The organism is Streptomyces sp. TP-A0356, assembly GCF_001417775.1.
In the GTDB taxonomy this organism is placed as follows: domain Bacteria; phylum Actinomycetota; class Actinomycetes; order Streptomycetales; family Streptomycetaceae; genus Streptomyces.
The window spans coordinates 618440-640036 of record NZ_BBZJ01000012.1 but is presented as its reverse complement, the minus strand read 5'-3'; the positions used below and the strand labels follow the sequence as shown (position 1 = coordinate 640036).

The window sequence follows — 21597 nt, the reverse complement described above, 5'->3', positions numbered from 1 at the left end:
CATCGTAGTACGGTGGATGTCAAACTACGATGCCTCTCGTACAATGGAGAATGCTGGATGCTCTCCCGGACCGACTGGAGCCCCCCGTGACCCCCGCAGCCCCTGCCGCCGGCAGCCGGGACCTTCCGCACCCGGCGCGCGAGGAGATCCGCCTGGAGGCCGTGCTGCACGCGCTGTCCGACCCCATGCGGCTGCGGATCGTGCGAGAGCTCGCCGCCGACGGCGACGAGCTCTCCTGTTCGCACTTCGACCTGCCCGTCACCAAGTCCACGACCACGCACCACTTCCGGGTCCTGCGCGAGAGCGGAGTGATCCGGCAGGTCTACCGAGGCACGGCCAAGTTGAACGGGCTGCGCAGGGACGATCTAGACGATCTCTTCCCGGGGCTTCTCGACACCCTCCTCATCGCCGCCACCCACCAGGCCGTCCGCCTCGGAGAGAGCTGAAGTCGCCTTCGCGGGAAGGTGATTGAAGAGCAGATTCAATACGATCGCCGTCAGGCAGCCGGCGCTGATGCCGCTGTTCATCACCGTCTGGAACCAGGCGGGGAACTTCTCGTACGCCGTCGGCACGCCGACCGGCAGCATGCCGACCGCCACCGAGACGGCCACCACCGTCAGGTTGTGGTTGCCCTTGAAGTCCACCTCGGCGAGCGTGCGCAGCCCGCTCGCGGCGACCGTCCCGAACATCACGAGCCCCGCACCGCCCAGCACCGGCGCCGGAATCGCCGCGACCACCGCGCCCAGCTTGGGCAGCAGGCCCAGCAGCACGAGCATGCCGCCGGAGGTCGCGACCACCCAGCGACTGCGCACCCGGGTCATGCCGACCAGTCCGACGTTCTGCGCGTACGCCGTGTACGGGAAGGTGTTGAACACACCGCCGAGGACCGTGGACAGCCCATCCGCGCGCAGGCCGTCCGCCAGGGACCGCGGCTCGGCCTTCCGCCCGGTCATCTCTCCCACCGCGATCAGATCACCGGTCGTCTCGGTCATCGTCACCAGGGCCACCACGAGCATCGACGCGATCGCCGAGGCATGGAAGGACGGCGTGCCGAAGTGGAAGGGGGTGCTGATCCCGACCCAGTCCGCGTGCCCGACACCGCTGAAGTCCGTGAACCCGAACGGCACCGCCACCGCGAGCCCCACCGCGATGCCGATCAGCACCGCGACCCGGCTCAGGAAGGCCGGCGCGAACCTCTGCACGCCGAGCACCACGGCGAGTACGAAGGCCGCCAGCGCCAGGTTCCGGGGCTCCCCGAAGTCCTTGGCACCCTGACCGCCGGCGGCCCAGTTGCCCGCCACCGGCAGGAGCGAGACGCCGATGATCAGGATCACCGTGCCGGTGACGAGCGGCGGGAAGAAGCGCAGCAGTCTTCCGAAGGCCGGCGCGAGCAGCACGATCGCGAGCCCGGCGACGATCACCGAGCCGTAGATCGCGGGCAGTCCGCCGCCGGTCGTCCCGATGAGCACCATCGGGGAGACGGCGGCGAAGGTGCAGCCCTGCATGATCGGCAGCCGTACACCGAACCGCCAGAAGCCGATGCACTGGATGAGCGTCGCCACACCGCACACGAGCAGATCTGCGGTGATCAGATAGGCCAGGTCCGCGGCCGACAGCTTCATCGCCCCGCCCACGATCAACGGGACGGCCACGGCGCCCGCGTACATCGCGAGGACATGCTGGAGGCCGAAGGCGGCGAGCCGGCGTAGGGGTGGAACGTCGTCGACGGGGTGCACGGGTGTCGTCATGGGCGAGACCGTAAGCCGCTTGAACAGTCTGTTGATTTCTGGTGTGTTGCCGCCGTGTGTCTTGCCTGCGGGCCGCGTGCGCCGTCGCCCGAGGCCCCCGCGCCCCTCAGAGCGCTCCCCGGTGGACGGCGGCGAGGAGGGACTGCCAGTCCGGAAGCTTCACCACTCCCCGGCCCAGCGACGCGCCGAGCTCCGCCTCCGCCCGTTCGATGGCCAGCCAGCCCGTCCACTCGACAGGCGCGACACCGTCCGCACGTAGCGCCGGGAGAGCGTCCTCGGGGACCTCCCGTCGTACGAGTCCGGGGGCGTCCTCCAACACGGAGGTCACCGTCTCCTTGGCGCACGGTCGGTTCGTGCCGATGACACCCGTCGGACCCCGCTTGATCCATCCGGCCACGTACTCGCCCGGTGAGACGGCCTCGTCGCGCAGCACCCGCCCCGCCAGATGCGGCACGGTGCCGGTCGACGCGTCGAAGGGCAGCCCCGCCAGCGGCACCCCGCGATAGCCGACCGAGCGCAGCACGAGCTGGGCCTCGATGTCCTCGTACCGCCCGCTGCCCGTGACGCCGCCGCGTCCGTCGGGGACCGTCCGCTCGAAGCGCACCGCGCCGACGCGCCCGCCCTCGGCGAGCAGTTCCACCGGTCGCAGGAAGAAGCGCAGCCGGATGCGGCGCGGGGCGTCCCGTGGCGGTGTCGCGGCCCAGCCGCGCAGCACCTCGACGTTGCGGCGCTGGGCGGCCGGCAGCCCGGACGGATCGACGTACTCGGGATCGAGCGCCAACTCGGCCTCGTCCACGACCACCTCGGTGTCCGGAAGGGCGCCCAGCTCACGCAGTTCCTTGGTGGTGAAGCGGGCCTGCGACGGGCCGCGCCGCCCCACCATGTGGATCTCGCCGACCTTGCTGGCGGCGAGCGCCGTGAGCGCCGCCTGCGGCATGTCGGTGGGGCTCAGCTCCGTCGTGCCACGGGCCAGCATGCGGGTCACGTCCACCGCGACGTTCCCCACGCCGATCACCACGGCCGTCCTCGCGCCCCGCACGAACTCCTCGGCGACCGCGTCCGGGTGCGCGCTGTACCAGGACACGAACTCGGTCGCCGACCAGCTTCCGGGCAGCTGCTCGCCCGGGACGCCGAGATGCCGGTCGGTCGCCGCACCCACGCAGTAGACCACCGCGTGGTACAGCTCGCGCAGTCGTGCGGGCGACACCCCTCCGGCTCCCACCTGGACACCGCCGAGGAACCGGATGCGCTCGTGTTCCATGACCGTGCGCAGATTGTTCTGCAGCGACTTGATCTTCTCGTGGTCGGGCGCCACGCCGTACCGCACCAGCCCGTACGGGCACGGCAGCCGGTCGAGGACGTCGACGCGCACCTCGGGATCCTGCTGGACAAGACTCTGGGCGGTGTAGACCCCGCTCGGCCCGGAGCCGACTACGGCGACATGCAGCACGGCGGAACTCCCTCACGGAGGAGATCGCTGGTGGCTCCAGCATTGCACCGCACACGGCGGGAAGGGAGGGGGTGCGGCGCTGGGCCGACGGGGTGCGGTGCGCGCTTCTTCCGTGCGTGGCTCTACGCATGGTATGTGATCACTCGCTTACGTTGCGTATGTGCTGGAAGTGTCCTTTCAGGATTTTCCTGACCGATCCCGACAAGACGGGGCGGTGTCCGTATGGCCCGCGTGGGAGGTGCGGGAGCACGGGAACGTCACGTCATGGTTCGCCGTCCGGCTCGACCTGCCGGATGAGGGATGGGTGGACGTCCTCGCCGTGGTGGCCGGCGGATGCGTGGCGATCGAGGAGGTACGGGCGCAGCCGCCCCTGTCGCTCGACGATCTGGCGGCGCTCGTCGACTGGATCGAGGAACCGCTGATGGAGGTGTGCGGCATGGGGGCCGGGCCGTCGCGCGCTCCGGTCGGGGCCACGGGGAGCGACCGCCCCGCCTGGCCGTCCGGTATCGAGGGGTGGCGCCTCGTCGCCGACGAGTACCTCGCGGCCCAGAGGGCGGGCGTCGACCCCGTCTTCGCGGTGATGGGCGCGACGGGCCGCAGTCGCCGCAGATCGCTGAGACTGATCGCGGGAGCGCGCGACGCAGGGCTTCTGACGCCCCGTCACGCACGGCGCTGAGCGGGTCCCTCACGCCGAGCCGCTGCCTGTCGCCTTGGACGAACGCCGACTACTTCGGTTGAACGCTGCCCTCCGGGGAGCGGCTCTCCGTCGCGAAGAACCGGGACAGATCCGCGTCGTACGCCTCCTCGGCTCCCTCGGGGGCCGGTGGGGCGCCCATCTCCCAGTCCAGGCCGTACCGTTGGAACAGCTCGGCCCGCAGGACGGGCAGCGGCATCGGAACACCCGGCACCAGGGCCGCGTAGACCGCTCCCATCAACAGCGCCCGCAGCATCGGGTAGTCGGTGCCGGCGTCCGTCGACCCGCGCCGGGCGACCGTGTCCCTCAGCAGCTCCGCCAACCGCTGCTGCTCGGGACACTGCACGAATCCCTCGGCCTGTAGAATTCCGGCCATGTGCTGGCGCATGAGCACCGGGTGATGGACGGTCAGACCCAGAATCGCGTCGATGGCCCGCGCCATGCGCTCCTGCCCGTCCTCGGTACGCGGCTCGCGCTCCAGCGCCTCCTCCAGGGTGCGGTGCATCATCCGGTGCACGGCCGACTGCAGGAGCTGGCGTTTGCCCGGGAAGTAGTACGACACCAGGCCCCGGGCGGAGCCGGCGCGGTCCGCGATGTCGCCGAGTGTCGTCGCGTCATATCCCCGTTCGCCGACCAGTTCGACCGCGGCCTGCAGAAGCCGCTCGCGGGAACGCCGCCGCAATTCTTCATTGACCGAGGCGCTGCGCGGGGACATGCTGGACTCCTGCGTTGACTGGCTGTCAGCCAACTATACTCAACGCGATCCCGGGCCCGTCCTCACGGGAGGGCTGCGGGTGGCGTCTGCCCTGGGCCACGCGGGGGATGGTCCAGGGCGGCCGCCGGTGCTACCGCCGGCGGACGGCCTCGCGCCAGACCATCCGGGGAATACTGGGCTTCACCTCCTTCGTGACCACTCCCATCGCCTTGCGCACAAACCGTTCGCCGGCCAGTTCCCGCAGCATGCAGGCCGCGAGATCGGCCCGTGCCGTGAACACGCCGTCCGCGCTGCCCTCGGCCACCAGGTAGCGGGTCGGCTCCGGATGGTCGAAGAGTCCGGAGGGGCGGACGACCGTCCAGGCCAGAGCGCTCTGCCGGAGCACGGCCTCCATACGGCGCATGTCGTCGTGCGCGGTGCGGGCGATCACCCGGTTCACACAAGGGTCGAGCACATGGTTGAAGAAGAACGCTCCGCTCGGCCGCCAGGCCGGGTCGAGGACGCTGGAGCTGACGGCGATCAACCGCTGCACGCCGTGCCGCCCCATCGCCTCCGAGATCGTCCGGGCTGCCGTCGAGTACAGGGTCACCGGTGCCCGCCCGGGGCGGACCCCCAGCGCGGACAGCACGGCGTCGGCGCCCTCGACCACCGCGTCGACGGCGTCCGCGTCCGTGGCGTCGGCGTCGGCGACGGTCAGGCCCGCGCGCGCGGTCACCAGATGCGGCCGACGGGTCACCGCGGTCACCTCGTGCCCGGCCGCCAGTGCCTGGGCGACCAGCTCGTGCCCGGTGGGTCCGCCGGCTCCGAAGACGACGATGCGCATGACTTCTCTCCTGGGGAAGGGTGGTTCGTCGGGAAGGGTGGTTCGTTGACGCCTTGACGCTGGCGTCCGCGGCCGGGATATTCAACGGTGATGAATAAAAACCGTGGCCGTCCGCCGGGCCGCCCCGCCACCAAGGCCCGTATCGCCCGCGTCGCCCAGGCCCTCTTCCTGGAGCGCGGCTACCAGGGCACGACCCTGCGCGCGGTCGCCGCCGAGGCCGATGTCGACGTGGCGCTCATCAGCTACCACTTCGGCTCGAAACAGGGGCTGTTCGGCGAGTCGATGAATTTGCGCTGCGGCCGGTCGAACGCGATCGTGAGCGCCCTGGAGGGCGATCCGGCCGGTCTCGCCGACCGTCTTCTGGACGCCGTCACCGCCCTCTGGGAGGACCCGTCCGGCACCGGCTTCTCGGCGATGGACGGCACGGCGCTGCGGGACGAGGACGTGATGCGGGTGTTCCGCGAGTTCCTGGAGCGCGAGGTGCTCGGCCGGATCGCCGAGCACCTCGGCGGCCGTGACGCCACGCAACGGGCCACGGCCGCGGTCGCCGTCATCGGCGGCCTGATCTTCACCCGCTATCTGAACCCACTGGCCCCGGTGGTCGCGCTGGACACGGCGGACGTACGCCGGATCCTGGGCCCGGCCCTGCGCGCCGCGCTGCACGGCCGTCCGCACACGCCCAGGCCCCCGGCACAGATGTCGCACAGCCGCTGAACCGTCCCTAGAGTGGGCACCAGCCCCGAGGAGGCGCAACGGACATGGATCAAGAGCAGATCCTGGCCAGGATCACGGCGATGGTGGACGAGGAGCGCGCCCTGCGCGAGGGGGTGGCGTCCGGCCAGGTCGACACCGAGACGGAACACGAGCGGCTCGCCGACCTCGAACGCGCGCTGGACCAGTGCTGGGACCTGCTGCGCCAGCGCCGCGCGAAGGCCGAGTTCGGCGAGAACCCGGACGACGCCCGGGTCCGCCCGGCGTCGCAGGTCGAGGACTACGAGGGCTGAGCGGCCCGGACGCTCAGCCGATCAGCTCCAGCACGGGCCGCAGTCCGTCCGGACGCTCCTCCACCGGACGGTGGTCGACGAAGTGCACCGCGCAGCCCAGGTCCGCCGCACCGCCGTCCGCGCGGCGGTCGTCGCCCACCATCAGAGTGTCCTCGGGGGCGACGCCGAGCGCGTCGCAGGCGACGGCGAACAGCCGGGTGTCGGGCTTCTGGATGCCGTGTTCGTACGACAGCACATACGCGTCGACGTACGGGTCGATGCCGTGCTCGCGGAAGATCGGCCGCAGGTCCCAGCCGATGTTGCTCACCACGCCGACGGCCACCCCGCGCCCGCGCAACGCGCCGAGCACCTCGGCCGTGTCGGGGTAGGGCCGCCAGGCGGCGGGGGTCATATGGCGGTCGTAGAGCGCCTCGTGGAGCCGCGGGTCCGGCAACGCCACCCGACGGGACAGAGCGGTGTACGCGGCCCGGTGCGCCTCGGCGCTGCGGTCCCGGACCGCCCACAGCGCGGCGAGGTCGTCGGGCAGCGGCTCCGCGGGGAAGGCGCCGCCGGCCAGCGCGCCCGCCGACTCCAACCGCTGGGCCGTGTGGACCAATTCCGCATCGGTCAGGGGGACATCGGCTTCCGTCAGCACCGCGCTCAGCCACGATGCGGCCGACTCGATGCGGAAGAGGGTCCCGGAGAAGTCGAAGAGCACGCCTTTGATCGCCATGGGGCCGATCCTTCGCGACGCGCTCCCCCGGGTCAAGGACGCGCGGAACGCCCTTCGGACGGGGCCGGTTGCTCCGCCGGCGCGCTCCACCGCTCGTACGAGGCCACCGCGATCGCGACCAGCAGAGCCCCGATCAGCCAGCCGCCCAGCACGTCCGACGGCCAGTGCACGCCGAGCCAGACCCTGGTCAGTCCGACGCCCACGACGGAGACCACGGCCACCAGGACGGCCGGGCGCCACAGGACGCGCCCGGCGCCGTACCGGTGCAGGAGCCACAGCAGCAGGCCGCACACCACCGTCGCCGTCATGGCGTGTCCGGAGGGGAAGGCCCCGTAGTGGGCGGAGTCGACGGGATCGGGCCACACGGGGCGTGCCCGGCCGACGGCCATCTTGAGGGACTGCTGCACCAGCGCGGCCAGCGCGCAGGTGGCGGCCACCCACAGCGCGAGGGGCCACGCCCGGTGCCGCCACAGCAGCCAGACCACGGCCGCCGCGCACAGGATGCGCATCGTCAGCGGGTCCCACACCCAGTCCGTCAGGATGCGGAAGGTGTGGGTGAGGCCCGGGTGGCCGATCGCCCAGCGGTGCATGGTGCGCGCGATGTCCCCGTCCAGCGCCAGGAGCGGATGCCAGGAGACGGCGACCAGGACCAGCAGCAGCACGGACGGGACGGCCAGGGCGACCGCGGTCAGCGCGGCGGCCCGCGGGCTCGGCCGGTGGAGCGGTGATGCGACAAGTGCGTGGTGCATGGCGTGATCCTGGAGGATACGAGGGGGCGGGGCCAACCAGGAACGGGTGCCCCCGTGGCCGGTCGCTATCCCAGTGCCCGCAGCCCCGGTAGGAACGTCACCAGCACCGGAATCACCGGAACCAGTGCCGCGGTCGCCGTCAGCCGCAGCCGGTGCGCCGCCGGGAGCCGGTCCGGGGGAGTGAGAAGGCGGTGGACGCGCTGCGGGACATGGGCCTGCGGGGTGGGGCAGGGCCCGAACACGCCCCGGTCCTCGTTGAGTTCCACCAGCGCGAGCGCGGTCGTGAGGCGGCCGTGGCGGCGCGACGCCATGTCGTCGGCGGCGAGTTCGACCAGCCGGTGCATCTCGTCGCGGAACGCCGCGAAGACCGGCACCTGCGGAAATCCGTTGGCCAATGCGGCGGAGGAGTGCAGCAGCCAGTCGTGCCGGGCCCGCGCATGGCCCTGTTCATGGGCGAGCACCGCGTCCAGCTGCCTGCCCTTGAGCCGACGCAACGCGGCCGTGGTGATGACCAGTTGGGGTGTGGGCCCGGTCAGCCACCAGGCGTCAGGGCGCTCCCCCTCCAGGACCACCAGCCGGTCGCCGACGGGCTTCTCGCCGGGCAACAACGGGGCCAGCAGGCGCAGTTCGGCCCGGCTCTGCCGGTGTCGTGCCCGGGCTCGGGCGATCTCCCGGACCAGCATCGCGGCGCTCCACACTCCGCCGCACGCGAGAGCCACGGCGGTGGTCGCGGCCCACGGGCTCCCGGTGCTCAGCGCATAGGCGTCCACCACCGCCTGCGGCGCGGACGCGAACACATGGCCCCGTACGGCCACCCAGGCGGCGGCCGCGCTCAGCGTCATCGACAGCGCGCAGCACACCAGTACGGCCGCCACCACGCACTGCCACATCCACAGGGCGACCACCGGTTCCCGGTCCGGCCAGTCCGCCCGGGCGAGCAGCCGCGGAGCAAGGACGGCGGTCAGGGCGGCGAGCAGCAGCAGTGCCGCGGGGACCATCATGGGCCGAAGCCTATGAGCCGGGCGGCGCCACGGGATACGCACTGTCGAGTCAAAGTGACGCACGCCACGGTTTCGTACGGTGTCGGCGCACGGCGCTCTCCTCACAGCGTGAGGAGCATCGCCAGCATCCCGATCGCCATCGACAGACGGCACGCGCGTGCCAGTTCGGGCCGGTCGCCCCAGCCGGCGGGGTGCCCGCCCCCGGCGGTGGCCACCGCCGTGACCGGCACCAGCCGCAGTCCGGACCACAGTACGTAGCCCGCGAAGTAGAGCAGGAACACGCCGGTCACCACAGGAACGCCGTCATGTCCGTGGTGTCCCGGGGAAGCGGCCATCGCCGCCGCCATGTACACCATCGCGAACGCGCCCATCAGATGGTGCAGATGGTGTGCGCTCGTGCGGGAGGCCCACAGCGCACGCACGGCCGCCACGCCGAACACCGCCCCGTAGCCGATCCAGGCCTCTCGCGGCGGTACGGCGGCTGCCGCAGGGACTGCCATCACCGCCATCCCGAACCCCATGAGCGCCTCGCCACCCGCGGCCCTGCGCTGTTCCGCCACGCTGCTGCGCATACGCAGCAGGCAGTAGGCACCGGTCGCCGCGCACAGCGCGACGAGCAGCCAGCCGGGCGAAGCCGGTCCGTGCATCGCGCACCTCCCCGCTCGACGGTCTCGGACGGTCGCAGGGGGCATGCCCGTCACGGCCGGTGCGCAAGCAAGCGCACAGGGGTACGCGGGGGGAGCGCGGGGGGTGGGGACAGGTCGAGGCATCGGGGTGAAGGCAGATTTTTTAAGAGTAAAACACATACTAAGCTTAAGGGTATGAGCAGTGCGACCTCCAGAACCTCCCGTGTGCGCCCTCTCCCCCTCTCCGGCCTTCTGCGCCTCGGCAGGCCCTCCGACATCTGGTTCAAGCCGGCCCTGAGCGTGGTCGCCGCGGTCGCCCCGCCGAACGTCACGCTGCTCGCCCTCGGCCGCCTCGACCTCGCGGTCTACACGATGGCGGGGTCCCTGTGCGCCCTCTACGCCCACCACCGCCCGTACGCGGCACGGGCCCGCGTCCTCGCAGGGGTCGTCCTCGGCATGCTCGGCGGCCTCGCCGTCGCCCTGGTCGCCGCGTCGCTCACCAGGAACGCCGTGGTGCTGGTGGCCGTCGGTGCCGTGCTCGCAGCCGTGCACAAGGCGCTCTGCGACGCCACCCGTATCGGACCGCCGGGCAATGTGATCTTCACCTTCATCACGTCGGCCTCTCTGTTCGCTCCGGAGGCCGTCGGCCACGTTCCCGGTCATCTCGCCCTGGCCGCCGCGGCGGGTGCCTGGTCCTGGATCGTGGGCATGGCCCCCGGTCTCCTGCGTCCGCACGGACCCGAGCGCCGCGCCACCGCCCACGCCCTGAGCGCGGCAGCGGCGTTCGCCGAGACCGGGGGAGCCGCCGCTCGGGCCGGCGCCGCGGCGGCCGTGCACACCGCATGGCAGTCGCTGCTGTCCACCGGCGCGCGCTCCGCGCCCCGGCGCGCCCTGGAGCGGCTCGTCGTGCGCGCCGAGGTCGCGCTCGCGGCGCCCGCCGACAGCGACCCCGAGCGGCTGCTCGGCTGGGCCCGCACCCTGCGGGGCACCGGGCCCGTGCCGCAGCCGGACGACCTCGGCGAGGCCGCCGGCGAACTCCTCGGCGTGGAGGCCGAACTCGACTCTCCGCGGCGTCCGTTGCGTCGCCGGCTCGTCCCGCTCGCCCCCATCGCCCTGCGCACCGCGCTCGGCTGCGCCCTCGCCGGATACGCCTCGCTCGCGTTCGGTGTCGGCCGCCCGTACTGGGCGCTGGTCACCGCCGCCTCGCTCTACCAGGCCAACGTCACCCTCACCTGGGGCCGCGGCATCCAGCGCGTCGTCGGCAACCTCGTCGGCGTCCTGCTGTTCGCGGCCATCGCCCCGCTCGCCCATCTCGGCCAGCCGGCCCTCGTGCTGTGCGGCCTCGCCCTCAACTTCGGCGCCGAGGCGCTGATCAGCCGCAACTACTGGCTCGGCAGCGTCTGTGTGACCCCGATGGCCCTGCTCATCACCGAGTTCGCCCGCTACCAGCAGCCCGCCGGGCTGATGGCGGACCGGGTCGTGGACACCCTCATCGGGGCGCTGGCCGGCTTCGTCGCCGCGGTCGCGGTCACCAACCGGCGCGCGGGCGACCGCCTCGAGCGCGCGCTCGCCGCCGTGGAGCACGCCCGCGCGTATGCGGCCCGGGTCGTGGCAACGGAGCGCCCCGCGCCCGGTGCCCTGGAGGCCGCACGCCGGGGTCTGGCCGCCGCGCTCGTGGAACTGCGCAGCACGGCCGACGCCGCGGCCGGGGAGTGGTGGCAGCGGGCCCTCCCGGAGGAGCGGGTGCTGCGCGCCGAACAGGCCGGACACCGTACGCTCGCCGCGACGGTACGACGGCAGGGACTGCACACATCGGAAGGCGCACGGGCATGACGGCAGCGAACGGATGGGCGGGGACCGGGAGCGGCCCGGCCGGGCGTGCCGCGGCGGACGACACGGTCGCCGCCGTGGTGCGCCAGTGGCGGGCCGTCCGCCCCGACATCGACACCGGCCCCATGGAGATCATCGGCCGCGTCAACCGCTGTGCCGCGCTTCTGCAGCAGGCCGAGGACGCGCCGCTGCGCCGCGCCGGGCTGACCCGGCCCGAGTTCGACGTGCTGGGCACGCTGCGGCGCACCGGCCATGAGCTGACTCCCGGTGAGATCGCCCGTGAGACGTTCTCCTCCGGCGCCGCCGTCACCAAACGCCTCAAGCACCTCACCGAACGCGGCCTGGTCGAGCGACGCGGTGACACCCGTGACCGACGCGTCGCCCACGTCCGTCTGACGGATGCGGGGCGCGACCTCGTCGACGCGATCCTGCCCGAGCAGCTCTCGTACGAGTCGGCGGTGCTGTCCGGCCTCGACGACGAAGGACAGCGCCAACTCGCCACACTGCTCGGCGAGTTGCTCATCCAGCTGGAGGGGCGGCTCGGCGTCCCGCGCGGCTGACCGCGCACGTCGGTAACTTCGCGATCTTCGGCCGTCGACACCGGCCGGAGGGCGCACCTTCTTTCACGCCCTCCGTCAGCGTCACCGGCAGCGACTGGCAGGAGGCGAGGAATCCCCGGCCGGCGGCCCCTAGCCCTCCTGGCCCGCGACATGGATGCCGAACACCGCGCCCTGCGGGTCCTTGAGAACGGCGATGCGCGGGCCGTCCGGGACCGAAGTCGGTTCCATCAGGACGCTCGCACCCGCCCGTGTCGCGGCGGATGCCGTGGCGTCCACGTCCTCGACCGCGAAGTACGGCAGCCAGTGCGACGGCACCTCGGGCGGGAACCGGTCGCCCATGACCAGCATGCCGCCGAAGTCGGCACCGTCGATTCCCCACTGCGTGTAGTTCTCGGAAGCGTTCACGGTCCAGCCGAAGACCGTCGTGTAGAAGTCGGTGACCCTCTCCGGCTCGCGGGTCAGCAGCTCCACCCAGCCGAGCGAACCCGGCGCGTTGAACACTCCCGCGCCGGGAAACGTCCGAGGCTGCCACAGCTGGAAGGCCGCGCCGCCCGGGTCGAGCGCGACCGCGAACCGGCCCGCGTCGAAGACGTCCATCGGACCCAGGACCAATGTGCCGCCGGCCGCCCGCACCGCCTCGGCCGTCGCGTCCGCGTCGGCCACCGCGAACGACACGTTCCAGGCGACCGGCTGCGGCTCCTGGTACAGCGGGCTGAGGGCCGCGACCGGAGCGTCGCCGAGGTACGCGATCGTGTAGCCTCCCGCCTCCTGCCGCGGGTCGGTCTCCGGGCGCCAGCCGAACAGATCGGCGTAGAACCGCTTGGCAGCCTCCAGATCGCTGGTGCCGAGCTCCGTCCAGCAGGGTCCGCCGGTCACCGGCTTGTCGAGCTTCATCAGGTGCCTCCCACCACAGGTGCCTCCCACCACGAGCGTCCCCCTCAGCAGGCTAAGCCCGCGCCTGGTCGGCGGCATCAGATACCCGGGCGGTAGCGCAGGGGATGGTCGGCCGGGATCTCCACGAGCACGATCTCCGTACCGTCCGGGTCCTCGATCCACATCTCGATCAGACCCCACGGCTCCTTCACGGGCGGCCGCACGATCGCGACCCCGGCGTCGGCCAGCTCCCGGTGCGCGGCTTCGACGTCCGGCACCTGCAGCCAGAGCTTCAGCGCGGGGGAGGGCGGAGCGTCGCCGCGGCCGGCCACCTCCAGGAAGCCGCCACCGAGGAAGTACACGGTCCCGCGCTCGGGCCCCGTCCCGAACTCGCGGTAGACCGGGAGGCCGAGTTGCCCGCCGTAGAAGGCGCGGGAGCGCTCCGGGTCGGTGGGCCGCAGGAGGGTGCGGCTGCTCAGTACGTGGACCATGCAAACGCACCCTAGCGGGAGGGTTACCCTCGACGATGCCCGCGCCGCGCGACCGAACTGGAGAAGCAAGCTCATGCACAGAGCCGTCGCCACCGCGACGACCGGACCGACCTTCCGTGACGCCACCGACGCCGATGTCGACGCGCTGGTCGAGCTGATCGAGTCGGCGTACCGCGGCGACTCCAGCCGGGCGGGCTGGACCACCGAGGCGGACATCCTGAAGGGGCAGCGGACCGACGCCGAGGGCGTGCTCGAGGTCATCAAGGCGCCCGACAGCCGGCTGCTCACCGTCGAGCGCGACGGGACGATCGTCGCCTGCTGCCAGCTCGAACACCGGGGTGAGCACGCGTACTTCGGCATGTTCGCGGTCAGCCCCGCGCTCCAGGGCGAGGGCCTCGGCAAGGCGGTCATCGCCGAGGCGGAGCGGGCGGCCCGCTCCGCCTGGGGTGTCTCGGAGATGCACATGACCGTGATCTCCGTACGGGACGACCTCATCGCCTGGTACGAGCGGCGCGGCTACCGCCGTACGGGACGGATGACCCCCTTCCCGTACGGCGACGATCGCTTCGGCGTCCCGCAGCGCGACGACCTGCAGTTCGAGCTGCTGGTCAAGCCGCTGGTGCAACCTCGGGCCTGACGTTCACGCGGTGAAGCGGCCGGTGCGCTTGATGTCCGGGTAGTCGGTGGTCGCACCGTCGAGCTGCAGGGCGCGAACCAGCCGCAGGTCGTCCTGGGTGTTCACGACCCAGCCCATGACCCTCAGGTCCGCCTTGCGCGCGTGCTCGACGATTTCGAGGGTCAGCCTGCGGATGTTGAGGCAGAGGGTTCCGGCACCGGCGCCGACGGCGCGCTCCACGACCTCGGTGCCATAGCGACTGGCGACCAGCGCGGTGCGCACGCCCGGTACGAGCCGCGCGATCTCGGCGATCGCCTCGTCGTGGAAGGACAGCACCTCGACCCGGCCGACCAGGTCCCGGCGGTGCATCACCTCGGCCAGTGTCCGCGCCGCCGCCACGTCCTTGATCTCCGCCTGGAGCGGGGCCTTCACCGCGTCCAGAACCTCCTCGAAGACGGGGACGCGTTCACCGCCGCCCGCGTCGAGCGCGCGCAGCTCGGCGAGGGTCTTCTCGGCGATCGGCCCCGTACCGTCGGTCGTCCGGTCCACCTCGGCGTCGTGCATGACCACGAGGGCGCCGTCCTTGCTCAGATGCAGATCCAGTTCGATCAGGTCGAGGCCCGCGCGCTCGGCGGCGACGAAGGACCGGAGGGTGTTCTCGGGTTCGACGCCCATGACTCCGCGGTGACCGATGGTGAGGAAGTTCAAGGTTCATCTCGCTTCCGTCGACGGCGGCTCGGCTGCCGCGCGGCGCTCCCGTACCGGCGCGGCTCGGCCGCAGCCTAGTGGCCCGGCCGCGGGCTGAACCCGCTCGTACACGCGGCAATGGGCGCACGGCGCGGCGCGAATCAGCACCGCAGGGCCGACCGTGCGTCACCCCTGGGTGGGCGCGTCACGTAGGTGTTGACCGCGCCGCCTGACGGCGCCGATGGCCGAACTTCGACCGTCTGCCGTCCGCCACTTCGTGGCCATCGGCCGCCCCGCTCCGGCGCGCGGGAGCCGCTCGTACGGCCGTCGAGCGGCTCCCGCACGGCGCCGCGGCATGAAGTGGATGTCGTCGAGTCCGCGGCGCCCGGCAGGAAAATGGGCGGTGTCGCCGGTGTCGGACAGGATAATTTCCCGATGGTCCTCTTGCTGGGAGAAAGCTCGGACGCATACGGTGTCCGTACGAGAGGTACTCCCGTGGAGGATGGGTCATGACGGAAATTCTTGTGCAGGTGGCTTCGGAGGAGCAGGTTCCTCCCCAGGACAGGGTGGTCGAGCACCCTGCTTGGCACGTGCTCAAGGATGCCGTGGAACAGATCCGGCCATGGCAGACCAAGGACGGCTCCATCGCCTTCGATGCCGAGGACGCGCCGGACCCCGCGGACGCCGAGCTCGCCGTACGTCGTGTGGTGCACGCCGTGGAGGAGCTCTCCCCGCTGCTGCCGCACGACGCCGCCTATCACGAGGCGCTGGTGAAGGATCTGCGCCGGTGGGCCGACGAGGGCTTCGAGGTGCCCGACTTCCTGGACTCGCTGCTGGCCTTCCAGCCCGCTGCGAACCGCCGGGACGGGCTCCAGCACCTGGTGGTCTTCCCGATGTACACGCAGAACGGCAACCCCGACCGCAACCTGGAAGCGGTCGTCCTGCGTATGGTCTGGCCCGACTGGCTCGCCGACCTGGAGGCCACCCGGTACGACAACCCGCTGTTCTGCGGCATCACCTTCGAGGACTTCACCGCCGGCTACGACACCAACTCGGCCGTCCTCTTCCCGGAGACCATCGCCGTGCGCGAGGCCCCCGAGCGCTTCACCTGGGGCGGCATCTTCTGCGACCGCGAGGCCGCCCGCTTCCGCCGGGTCACCGCGGCCGCCGTCGACATCCTGGGCCTTGACCTGCCCGAGGACATCGCCGCGATGGTCCACGACCAGGAGCGCTGCCAGCAGGCCTTCGTGCTGTGGGACATGGTGCACGACCGCACCCACAGCCATGGCGACCTGCCGTTCGACCCGTTCATGATCAAGCAGCGCCAGCCGTTCTGGATGTACGGCCTGGAGGAGCTGCGCTGTGACCTCACCGCCTTCAAGGAAGCCGTGAAGCTGGAGGCCGACGGCTTCCCGCAGGGCCGTGACGTGCAGTACGCGGTGCTCTTCGACCGCATGTTCCGCTTCCCGGTCACCGGTGAGCGGGTGCGCAACTACGACGGCCTCGGCGGCCAGTTGCTCTTCGCCTACCTGCACAAGCACGACGTCGTCCGCTGGACCGACAACAAGCTCTTCATCGACTGGCAGCGCGCCCCGCAGATCACCAACCAGCTGTGCGGTGAGATCGAGACGCTGTACCGGGAGGGCATCGACCGCCCCAAGCTCGTCCACTGGTTCAAGGCGTACGAGCTGGTCTCCACCTACCTCGCCCCGCACCCGGCGTCCCGCTGGGCCAAGGGCCCCGACGCGCTGGACCTGACCCAGCCGCCGCGTAAGCTCGTGGACGACGTGCTTGCGGACGAGTTTCCGCTGAGCATGTTCTATGAGGCGCTCGCCAAGAAGCTCAAGAACGTGATCGCCTCCACCAAGGGCATCACCGCGGACTCCGCCGAGCGGGTCGCCGCGTGAGCGCCCGCGCCGTGCGTACGGGTGATGCAGCGGACGCTGCTCGGGAGGCGAGGACCATGGGGAACGGGAACGGGGCACTGAGTGGCGCGGTGATCGCGGTGGCCGGCGCGGGGGGACCCGCCGGCCGGGCGGCGCTGCAGCGGCTGGCCGACGCGGGCGCGACCGTCGTCGGCTCGGACAACGACCCGCAGCGGCTGGCGGAGGCCGTGGACGCGGCACGCTACGCCCACGGCGGCGCCACCGTCGTGGGGGAGACGGTCGACCTGCTCGACCTGCAGTCGACCCGCGACTGGGCGGGCCGCATCGAGAAGGACTTCGGTCGCGTGGACGGCCTGGTCCATCTCGTCGGCGGCTGGCGCGGCGGCGCCTCCTTCACGGACACCGAGCTCGCCGACTGGACTCTGCTGGAGAAGCTGCTCATCCGCACCGTGCAGCACACCTCGCTCGCCTTCTTCGACGCGCTCCAGCGCAGCGACCGCGGCCGCTATGTCCTGATCAGCGCCGCCGGCGCCACCAAGCCGACCGCCGGGAACGCGGCGTACTCCGCCGCGAAGGCGGCCGCCGAGGCCTGGACACTGGCCATGGCCGACGGCTTCCGCAAGGCCGGGGGCGAGGGCGGCCCGACCTCGGCGGCCACCGTCCTGATCGTCAAGGCGTTGGTGCACGACGCGATGCGCGCCGAGCGCCCCAACGCGAAGTTCGCGGGCTTCACCGACGTCAAGGACCTGGCCGAGGCCATCGCCGGAGTCTGGGAGAAGCCCGCCGCCGAAGTGAACGGAAACCGCCTGTGGCTGACCGAGAAGCCGTGAACCCTCCCAAGACCGACGCGCGTCGCCATCACGACCCGGAGGTCCGCGGTTTCGCCAGTGACAACTACGCCGGGGCCCACCCGGAGGTGCTCGCCGCCCTGGCCGTGGCCAACGGCGGCCATCAGGTCGCCTATGGCGAGGACGCGTACACGGACAACCTCCAGCAGATCGTCCGCAGCCACTTCGGCGCCACGGCGGAGGCCTTCCCGGTCTTCAACGGCACCGGTGCGAACGTCGTCGCGCTCCAGGCGGTCACCGACCGCTGGGGTGCGGTGATCTGCGCCGAGAGCGCGCACATCAACGTCGACGAAGGCGGCGCCCCCGAGCGCATGGGCGGCCTCAAGCTGCTCACCGTGTCCACCTCCGACGGCAAGCTCACGCCTGAACTGATCGACCGGCAGGCGTACGGCTGGGAGGACGAGCACCGCGCGATGCCGCAGGTCGTCTCGATCGCCCAGAGCACCGAACTGGGCACCGTCTACACGCCCGACGAGATCCGTGCGATCTGCGAGCACGCCCACGCGCACGGGATGAAGGTCCATCTGGACGGCTCCCGGATAGCCAACGCGGCCGCCTCCCTGAACGTGCCGATGCGGACGTTCACCAACGCGGTCGGCGTCGACATCCTCTCCCTCGGCGGGACGAAGAACGGCGCGCTCTTCGGTGAGGCGGTCGTCGTCATCAACCAGGACGCCGTCAGCCACATGAAGCACCTGCGCAAGCTCTCCATGCAGCTCGCCTCCAAGATGCGCTTCGTGTCGGTGCAGCTGGAGGCCCTGCTCGCCAAGGACCTGTGGCTGCGCAACGCCCGCCACGCCAACGAGATGGCGCAGCGGCTGGCGGAGGGCGTGCGCGCGGTGCACGGTGTGGAGATCCTCTACCCGGTGCAGTCCAACGGCGTCTTCGCGCGCCTGCCGCACGACGTGAGCGAGCGCCTGCAGAAGCGCTTCCGCTTCTACTTCTGGGACGAGGCCGCTGGCGTTGTCCGCTGGATGTGCGCCTTCGACACGACCGAGGAGGACGTGGACCGGTTCGTGGCGGCACTCAAGGACGAGATGGCTCGGTAGGCGCCGGCGTACAGCATCCGGGATGACCGCATAGGTATGCGGCCGATCGAAAAGTCATTGACTGTCGGTCGGTCGCATTCCGCAGTCCAGTGAGGTGGACTACCCAGTCCTGTACGCTGAACTTCATCCGGTCGTGCTGAGCGTCCCCAAGGCCGCGCCCGACCGGCCGACCCTCCGGAAGACGCTTCCCACCGCACTCTAGGCAGGCCATGACACTCACCCTGACCGTGTCCGACGAGGTGCGCGCCCTCGCGCCCGGCTTCGCGCACGTCGCGATCGAGGCGAAGGGACTCGTCAACGGGCCCAGCTCCGAAGGTACTTCGGCCCTGTTGGATGACGCCGCTCGCCGGCTCGCCGCACGTCTGGGCGGGCGCGCCCCGCACGAGGACCCGCACATGGCGGCGTGGCGCGCGGTCTACACGGCCTTCGGGGCCAAGCCGTCCCGCACCCGCAACTCGGCCGAGGCGCTGGCGAAGCGGGCCCTGTCGGATGCCGGTCTGCCGCGGATCAACGCGCTCGTCGACGTGTACAACGCGATCAGCGTCGCCCATCTCATCCCGGTCGGCGGCGAGGACCTCGACCGCATCCAGGGCGCCATGCGCCTCGTGCGGGCCACGGGGGAGGAGGACTTCGTGACCGTCGCGGCGGGCGAGGAGACCGTCGAGCACCCGGACGCCGGTGAGGTGGTCTGGCGTGACGAGACAGGTGTGACCTGCCGCCGCTGGAACTGGCGCCAGGGGCCGCGCACCCGGCTCACCGAGGAGTCCACCTCGGCGCTCTTCCTGTTGGAGAGCCTCGCCCCGATGCCGGTGGCCGAGGTCGAGAAGGCCGGTGCCGAACTCGCCAAACTGCTGGAGAAGTTCAGCCCTGGGGCGCGGATCACCGTCCACGCCCCCGCCTGACGTACGTCAGTGCGCCTCGGCGGCGCGCAGCTGCTCCACGGTCGGCGCGGTGCCGCCGAGGTGGGCCGGCATCCACCAGGTGTCGTCCGGGCCCTTGGGGCGTACCGGGTAGGCGCGCTGCGCGGCCTCCAGCAGCTCCTGGACGCGCTCGCGCAGCTGGCGGGTGAGGGCGCCCGCGTACGTGTCGCGCGGGGCCTCGATCGCCTCGCCGACCCGGATCGTGATCGGGGTGTGGCTGCGCTTGAAGTTGCGCGGTTGGCCCTTGGTCCACAGCCGCTGCGTGCCCCACACCGCCATCGGCACCAGCGGCACGCCCGCCTCCTGGGCCAGGCGCACGGCCCCCGACTTGAAGCCCTTCAGCGTGAACGACTGGGAGATCGTGGCCTCTGGGAAGACCCCGATCACCTCGCCCGACCTGAGCGAGTCCAGCGCGTGCGCGTACGCCGTCTCTCCCTGCTTGCGGTCCACCGGAATGTGCTTCATGGCGCGCATCAGCGGGCCGGAGATCCGGTGCCGGAAAACGGATTCCTTGGCCATGAAGCGCACCAGCCGCTTCTGCGGGAGCGCCGCCAAACCGCTGAAGATGAAGTCCAGATAGCTGATGTGGTTGCTCACCAGCACCGCACCGCCCGAGCGCGGGATGTTCTCCGATCCCTTGCAGTCGATCTTCAGGTCCCATGCCTTGAACATCGTGAGGGCGAGACCGATGACGGGACGGTAGACGAGCTCAGCCATAGACGGGACGGACCCTTCTCTCTGCCTGGGAAGGGACTCCCGGCGGGAAGTTACGCAGCCGTAGGTTTACGGCTTGTCGCAGATCGTGCCCGAAGAACGGACGCGGGGCCAGTCCTGGTGCCCCTGAGTGGCGAGATCCTCGTCACGTCAGCCGTATGAACCACATCGAGCCCTGATTCCCCTCAACGCGTGCGTACCGCCACCCCCCGTAGGAGCAGACACACCTCGCATCCCACGCAGTTTCGGAACGCGGCGTTCAGCAAGGCGACGGCGAGCGCGGCCCCCATGTCGATGTCCATGAAGAGCATTCCGCAGCCGAATCGATGCGGGGAGTCGGGAATCTCTGCAGTCTCAGGAACGCTGGAGCAGAGGATGACTGGACTTGTGGGGTGCGTGGCCGACGCGCGGGCGAGCGCGTACGGCGTGCTGCACCGGCGGTACAGCGGGAGAGTGAGAGTGCGCGGTCGGGACGACGGGAAGCGGCTCGGCGCGGCCGAGTTGGGCCGGGGCCTTGGCGAACGGGCGACGCTGGTCCAGTTCTCCAGCGCCTTCTGTGCCCCCTGCCGGGCGACGCGGCGGGTCCTCACGGAGGTGGCCGCCATGGTGCCCGGCGTCACGTATGTGGAGATCGACGCCGAGCAGCGGCTCGAACTCGTCCGTGAACTCCATATCCTGAAGACACCCACCGTGCTCGTCCTCGACGCGGACGGGCGGATCGTACGGCGCGCGACGGGGCAGCCCCGCAAGGCGGACGTGATCGCCGCCCTCGGTGAGGCCGTCTGACGCCTTCTCGGCCCGTGTGCCTGGCCCCGTCCCCCAGCCCGTGAGGTGACCGTGAGGCAGCCGATGACACATCTCGCACATGCCGGAACGCACTTGACTGCACCCACCACCTATCGTCAGCCTGACCGCATGCCACCGGAACTCCTTCTCTTCGAGCGTGTCCACGTGGACCTGGCCCGCACCGCGAGCGCGCGCTGTCCGGCGTGCTGAGCAGCCATGGACCCGCCCCCACTCCCGGCTTCGCCCGAGCGGGGGGCCACCACGTCACCTCTCGCAGAAGGACAACTCCATGACGGCCACGCCCGGCCTCGGCACCCCTCGGATCGCCTCTCCCGATCTGCTCCGCTCCGTCTTCCGGCGCCACGCGGCAGGGGTCGCCGTGATCACCGCCCAAAAGGGAGGCAGCCCGGTCGGCTTCACCGCCACCTCCCTCACCTCCGTCTCCGCCGAGCCCCCTCTCGTCTCGTTCGGCATCGGCCTCGGGGCCTCCAGCTGGCCCGCCATCTCCGAGGCCGACCATGTCGGTGTGCACATACTCGGCGAGCACCAGGAAGCCCTGGCCGGTACCTTCGCCCGGAGCGGGGCCGACCGCTTCGGCGCACCCACCCGCTGGCGCGAGGGGCCCGAAGGCGTCCCGGTCCTTAACGACGTGCTCGCCTGGCTCGTCTGCCGTGTGGTGGCGCGGGTCCCCGCCGGAGACCACCGCATCGTCGTCGCCGAGGTCGTCCTCGGCGATCCCTCCGGCGCCGGACGTCCACTCGTCTACCACCAGGGACGCTTCAACGGGCTGCGAGACTGAGGCGCGCGGCCGGTTA

At 71.4% G+C, this 21597-nt stretch carries 25 protein-coding genes and 1 pseudogene; 14 read left to right on the top strand and 12 right to left on the bottom strand.

From position 1 onward, the window contains the following. The first annotated feature begins 50 nt into the window (after positions 1-50). Entirely contained in the window at positions 51-446 is a 396-nt protein-coding gene (locus tag ASC56_RS02850) for a helix-turn-helix transcriptional regulator (protein ID WP_079102232.1), read from the top strand. Here ASC56_RS02850 and ASC56_RS02845 read toward each other — a convergent pair. Together ASC56_RS02845 and ASC56_RS02840 are read right to left on the bottom strand one after the other, a co-directional pair. Continuing rightward, the gene (locus ASC56_RS02845; protein WP_055489498.1) at positions 366-1748 is read right to left on the bottom strand and encodes a nucleobase:cation symporter-2 family protein; all 1383 of its coding nucleotides are present in this window, start codon (positions 1746-1748) and stop codon (positions 366-368) included. The genes ASC56_RS02850 and ASC56_RS02845 overlap by 81 nt on opposite strands. Before the next feature lie 106 nt (positions 1749-1854). Next, positions 1855-3198: an FAD-dependent oxidoreductase gene (locus ASC56_RS02840; protein ID WP_055489497.1), complete on the bottom strand. Its 1344-nt coding sequence runs from the start codon at positions 3196-3198 to the stop codon at positions 1855-1857. Positions 3199-3412: 214 nt separating this feature from the next. On the opposite strand from ASC56_RS02840, the gene ASC56_RS02835 reads away from it, so the two are divergent. Then, positions 3413-3874 (top strand): DUF6214 family protein, encoded by a 462-nt coding sequence (locus ASC56_RS02835; RefSeq protein WP_055489496.1) that lies wholly within the window; start codon positions 3413-3415, stop codon positions 3872-3874. 49 nt (positions 3875-3923) lie between these two features. On the opposite strand, the gene ASC56_RS02830 is transcribed toward ASC56_RS02835, so the two are convergent. Both ASC56_RS02830 and ASC56_RS02825 read right to left on the bottom strand, forming a co-directional pair. Next, a complete protein-coding gene (locus ASC56_RS02830; RefSeq protein ID WP_055489495.1) occupies positions 3924-4607 on the bottom strand; it encodes a TetR/AcrR family transcriptional regulator in 684 nt (227 codons plus the stop codon). Between the two features lie 130 nt (positions 4608-4737). Next, on the bottom strand, positions 4738-5430 hold the full coding sequence (locus ASC56_RS02825) for an NAD(P)H-binding protein (RefSeq protein WP_055489494.1): 693 nt from the start codon (positions 5428-5430) through the stop codon (positions 4738-4740). 90 nt (positions 5431-5520) lie between these two features. Between ASC56_RS02825 and ASC56_RS02820 the strand changes: the two genes are divergently transcribed. Next, a complete protein-coding gene (locus ASC56_RS02820; RefSeq protein WP_055489493.1) occupies positions 5521-6144 on the top strand; it encodes a TetR family transcriptional regulator in 624 nt (207 codons plus the stop codon). 44 nt (positions 6145-6188) lie between these two features. After that, a complete protein-coding gene (locus tag ASC56_RS02815) occupies positions 6189-6434 on the top strand; it encodes a DUF2630 family protein (protein WP_055489492.1) in 246 nt (81 codons plus the stop codon). 13 nt (positions 6435-6447) lie between these two features. On the opposite strand, the gene ASC56_RS02810 is transcribed toward ASC56_RS02815, so the two are convergent. The 4 genes from ASC56_RS02810 to ASC56_RS02795 all read right to left on the bottom strand — a co-directional run bounded on the left by ASC56_RS02810 (position 6448) and on the right by ASC56_RS02795 (position 9543). After that, positions 6448-7146 (bottom strand): HAD family hydrolase, encoded by a 699-nt coding sequence (locus tag ASC56_RS02810; protein ID WP_055489491.1) that lies wholly within the window; start codon positions 7144-7146, stop codon positions 6448-6450. A gap of 32 nt (positions 7147-7178) precedes the next feature. Then, positions 7179-7895, bottom strand: a complete 717-nt coding sequence (locus ASC56_RS02805) for a phosphatase PAP2 family protein (protein ID WP_055489490.1) — start codon at positions 7893-7895, stop codon at positions 7179-7181. A 65-nt stretch (positions 7896-7960) separates the two neighbouring features. Then, positions 7961-8896 (bottom strand): M56 family metallopeptidase, encoded by a 936-nt coding sequence (locus ASC56_RS02800; RefSeq protein WP_055489489.1) that lies wholly within the window; start codon positions 8894-8896, stop codon positions 7961-7963. Positions 8897-8997: 101 nt separating this feature from the next. After that, positions 8998-9543, bottom strand: coding sequence for a DUF5134 domain-containing protein (locus ASC56_RS02795; protein WP_055489488.1), 546 nt, complete (start codon positions 9541-9543; stop codon positions 8998-9000). A 174-nt stretch (positions 9544-9717) separates the two neighbouring features. Here ASC56_RS02795 and ASC56_RS02790 point away from each other — a divergent pair, with 174 nt between their 5' ends. Together ASC56_RS02790 and ASC56_RS02785 are read left to right on the top strand one after the other, a co-directional pair. Then, complete coding sequence (locus ASC56_RS02790; protein ID WP_055489487.1) at positions 9718-11355, top strand: FUSC family protein; 1638 nt, start codon at positions 9718-9720, stop codon at positions 11353-11355. Next, entirely contained in the window at positions 11352-11912 is a 561-nt protein-coding gene (locus ASC56_RS02785; RefSeq protein ID WP_055489486.1) for a MarR family winged helix-turn-helix transcriptional regulator, read from the top strand. The genes ASC56_RS02790 and ASC56_RS02785 overlap by 4 nt, the downstream gene beginning before the upstream one ends. A 129-nt stretch (positions 11913-12041) precedes the next feature. On the opposite strand, the gene ASC56_RS02780 is transcribed toward ASC56_RS02785, so the two are convergent. Both ASC56_RS02780 and ASC56_RS02775 read right to left on the bottom strand, forming a co-directional pair. Next, entirely contained in the window at positions 12042-12806 is a 765-nt protein-coding gene (locus tag ASC56_RS02780; RefSeq protein ID WP_055489485.1) for a VOC family protein, read from the bottom strand. A 77-nt stretch (positions 12807-12883) separates the two neighbouring features. Further along, positions 12884-13276, bottom strand: coding sequence for a VOC family protein (locus ASC56_RS02775; protein WP_055489484.1), 393 nt, complete (start codon positions 13274-13276; stop codon positions 12884-12886). A gap of 73 nt (positions 13277-13349) precedes the next feature. On the opposite strand from ASC56_RS02775, the gene ASC56_RS02770 reads away from it, so the two are divergent. Beyond that, positions 13350-13913: a GNAT family N-acetyltransferase gene (locus tag ASC56_RS02770; protein WP_055489483.1), complete on the top strand. Its 564-nt coding sequence runs from the start codon at positions 13350-13352 to the stop codon at positions 13911-13913. A gap of 3 nt (positions 13914-13916) precedes the next feature. On the opposite strand, the gene ASC56_RS02765 is transcribed toward ASC56_RS02770, so the two are convergent. Next, the gene (locus tag ASC56_RS02765; RefSeq protein ID WP_055489482.1) at positions 13917-14600 is read right to left on the bottom strand and encodes a glycerophosphodiester phosphodiesterase family protein; all 684 of its coding nucleotides are present in this window, start codon (positions 14598-14600) and stop codon (positions 13917-13919) included. A 488-nt stretch (positions 14601-15088) separates the two neighbouring features. On the opposite strand from ASC56_RS02765, the gene ASC56_RS02760 reads away from it, so the two are divergent. From ASC56_RS02760 to ASC56_RS02745, 5 genes and pseudogenes are all read left to right on the top strand, one after another. Continuing rightward, entirely contained in the window at positions 15089-16486 is a 1398-nt protein-coding gene (locus tag ASC56_RS02760) for a DUF6421 family protein (RefSeq protein ID WP_055489481.1), read from the top strand. A gap of 56 nt (positions 16487-16542) precedes the next feature. Then, positions 16543-17295: an SDR family NAD(P)-dependent oxidoreductase gene (locus ASC56_RS02755; RefSeq protein ID WP_055489480.1), complete on the top strand. Its 753-nt coding sequence runs from the start codon at positions 16543-16545 to the stop codon at positions 17293-17295. Continuing rightward, the gene (locus ASC56_RS02750; protein ID WP_055489479.1) at positions 17292-18362 is read left to right on the top strand and encodes a low specificity L-threonine aldolase; all 1071 of its coding nucleotides are present in this window, start codon (positions 17292-17294) and stop codon (positions 18360-18362) included. The genes ASC56_RS02755 and ASC56_RS02750 overlap by 4 nt, the downstream gene beginning before the upstream one ends. Positions 18363-18441: 79 nt before the next feature. Beyond that, positions 18442-18564 (top strand): annotated as a pseudogene (locus ASC56_RS41585) (transglutaminase); the annotation flags it as partial. Positions 18565-18571: 7 nt separating this feature from the next. Further along, complete coding sequence (locus ASC56_RS02745; protein ID WP_055489478.1) at positions 18572-19264, top strand: B3/4 domain-containing protein; 693 nt, start codon at positions 18572-18574, stop codon at positions 19262-19264. 6 nt (positions 19265-19270) lie between these two features. On the opposite strand, the gene ASC56_RS02740 is transcribed toward ASC56_RS02745, so the two are convergent. Next, positions 19271-19999, bottom strand: a complete 729-nt coding sequence (locus tag ASC56_RS02740; RefSeq protein ID WP_055489477.1) for a 1-acyl-sn-glycerol-3-phosphate acyltransferase — start codon at positions 19997-19999, stop codon at positions 19271-19273. A gap of 372 nt (positions 20000-20371) precedes the next feature. On the opposite strand from ASC56_RS02740, the gene ASC56_RS02735 reads away from it, so the two are divergent. Together ASC56_RS02735 and ASC56_RS02730 are read left to right on the top strand one after the other, a co-directional pair. Next, entirely contained in the window at positions 20372-20782 is a 411-nt protein-coding gene (locus ASC56_RS02735; RefSeq protein WP_079102231.1) for a thioredoxin family protein, read from the top strand. A gap of 289 nt (positions 20783-21071) precedes the next feature. Next, complete coding sequence (locus ASC56_RS02730) at positions 21072-21581, top strand: flavin reductase family protein (RefSeq protein WP_055489475.1); 510 nt, start codon at positions 21072-21074, stop codon at positions 21579-21581. Positions 21582-21597 lie beyond the last annotated feature (16 nt).